The organism is Rhodococcus sp. 05-2255-3B1, assembly GCF_002258545.1.
Lineage (GTDB): Bacteria > Actinomycetota > Actinomycetes > Mycobacteriales > Mycobacteriaceae > Rhodococcoides.
The window spans coordinates 1-2,535 of sequence record NZ_NOZC01000037.1 but is presented as its reverse complement, the minus strand read 5'-3'; the positions used below and the strand labels follow the sequence as shown (position 1 = coordinate 2,535).

General features: G+C 60.7%; 1 protein-coding gene. It reads left to right on the top strand.

The genetic code is table 11. The annotated features are described in order from the left end of the window. Positions 1-12: 12 nt before the first annotated feature. On the top strand, positions 13-2,535 hold a 2,523-nt coding region (locus CH249_RS24985), incomplete at its 3' end, for a condensation domain-containing protein (protein WP_254924357.1).

Here is a 2,535-nt window from a genome sequence, read left to right as displayed (position 1 = left end):
TCGCTCTCTGCGATGCGTGTCGTAGCCGCCGTGCAGGAAACCTTCGACTGTGAAATCAGCGTCCGTGCACTCATGGAAGCCCCCACCGTAGCGGGCCTGGCTCGTGTGGTGGGTGGAGGACAGTCGGGCACCAGGCAAATCTGGGAGCCATATGCGCGTCCGGCCCAGTTGCCGCTGTCGTTCGCCCAGCGTCGGTTGTGGTTCATCCATCAGCTAGAGGGACCATCGGCGACATACAACATCCCTCTGGTACTACGCCTAATCGGTCTACTCGACGTCGACGCGCTGACCCTGGCGGTTGCCGATGTCGTAGCCCGGCACGAGAGTGTTCGCACAGTGTTTCCCGCTACGGCTGGCGTGCCCGAGCAGTGCATTCTCGATGCCTCTGAAGGGCTTGTCGCCTGCAAAGTCATCGACGCCACCAACTGGACCGATCAACAGTTGGATGAGGCGGTCGGTATTGTCACCCGCCACGCCTTCGACTTAGAAACCGAGATTCCCTTTCGTGCAAGGCTTTTCGCAGTCTCGACCACGGAACACCATCTGGCCCTGGCAATGCACCACATCGCCGCCGACGGATCATCTCTCTCGCCGCTGGTTCGCGACCTGACTACCGCATATCAGGCCCGCACCACCCGGACGGAGCCAGGCTGGGAGCCGTTGCCCGTTCAGTACGCCGACTTCACAATCTGGCAGCACAAGCTCCTCGGCGAGGCCGACGATCCTAATACCCGATCTGGTCGACAAACAGTTTTCTGGGAGCGGAACCTCGCTGGATACGCGGGACTGCTGGAGCTTCCCACGGACCGGCCTTACCCCGCCGTCGCCAACCATCAGGGCGGCCAAGTCGTCGTCGAATGGCCCGCCGAACTGCAGGAACTCGTGCGGGTTGTGGCGCGGGAACGCAATGCGACGACGTTCATGGTGATGTCGGCGGCGCTTTCGGTGCTGTTGGCGCGTTTGAGCGGGAGCGCGGATGTGGCGTTCGGGGTGCCGACGGCGGGGCGGGGGCGAACCGAGTTTGACGGCATGGTCGGGTTTTTCGTCAACACGCTGGTGTTGCGTACGCGGGTTTCAGCCGAGATGAACTTCGGTGATTTGTTGGAGGAGGTACGGGAGCGGAGCCTGGACGCGTTCGCGAACCAAGATGTGCCGTTCGATGCGCTTGTCGAGCGCCTCAATCCGGTCCGTACGCAGGCTCACCATCCGTTGATCCAAATCCTGTTCGCCTGGCAAAACGTCACCCTGCCCGATCTGTCTCTGCCAGGTCTCGACATTTCCCCGCAGCGCACGGACACCTTGACCGCTCGAATGGACTTGACTTTCAGCCTGCGTGAGCGGTTCGACAACTCCGGCCGTCCCATAGGCATTGGGGGTCTGGTCGAGTACCGCACCGACGTCTATGACGCCGAAACTGTAAAACAACTTGTTACCCGCTGGCAGCGGGTGCTCACGACGATGCTCGCCGGCACGGACCGCTCGGTGGCGTCAATCGACTTGCTTGACGAGAGAGAACTGACGCAGCTGGACGCCCTCGGAGCGCGGTCAGTGCTAAATGAATCGATCGTGGACCCCGCGATTCCGGAGTTGTTCGCCGAGCAGGTGAGGGTGCGGCCGGACGTCATAGCGGTGGTGTTCGAGGGTCGGTCGTGGACGTATCAGGAGTTGGACGACACATCGACGCAGTTGGCTCATTTGTTGGCTGGGCGTGGGGTGGGAGTAGAGGACGTTGTTGCACTGTTGCTGCCACGTTCGGAACACACTGTGATAGCCATACTTTCGGTGCTGAAGCTGGGTTCTGCTTACTTGCCGATCGACATCAACACCCCTGACGAGCGCCTGGCATTCGTTCTACAAGACGCTGCGCCGGCCGCGATTTTGACCACGGTGAGCCTCGCTGGTCGCGTCAGTAAGTCCGGGGTCCCACTGATAGATGTCGAGGATCCCAAGGTCGCTGAACAGCCGACGACGACGTTGCCGGTGCCGAATGCTGACCTCCTCGCGTACATCATCTACACCTCAGGAACGACAGGCACACCCAAAGGCGTCGGCATCACACAAACGAACGTCACCCAGACCTACGCAGCTTCGGAACATGCTTTCAAACATTCCCCAGATCAGGTGTGGTCGATGTTCCATTCGTACTCGTTCGATGTGTCGGTGTGGGAGATGTGGGGCGCTCTGCTGCACGGCGGCCGCTTGGTGATCATCCCTGAGCATGCCGCCCGCTCCGCAACGGACTTTCACCGAATCCTGGTAGACGAGCAGGTCACCACCGTCAACCAGACCCCGTCCGCACTCGAGATGCTCTCGCCCGAGGGAATAGATCAAGTAAGGACCATTTTTGTGGGGGGTGAGGCATGCTCGCCCGAACTTGTCGATCGGTGGGCTTCAGGCCGAGAAATGATCAATGGCTACGGGGAGACAGAGACGTTCTACGCCTCTATGAGTGCGCCCATGAAGCCTGGTCATGGAGCTCCTATCGGTACGCCGGTGCCGGGTGATGCGTTGTTTGTGTTGGATTCCGGTTTGCGG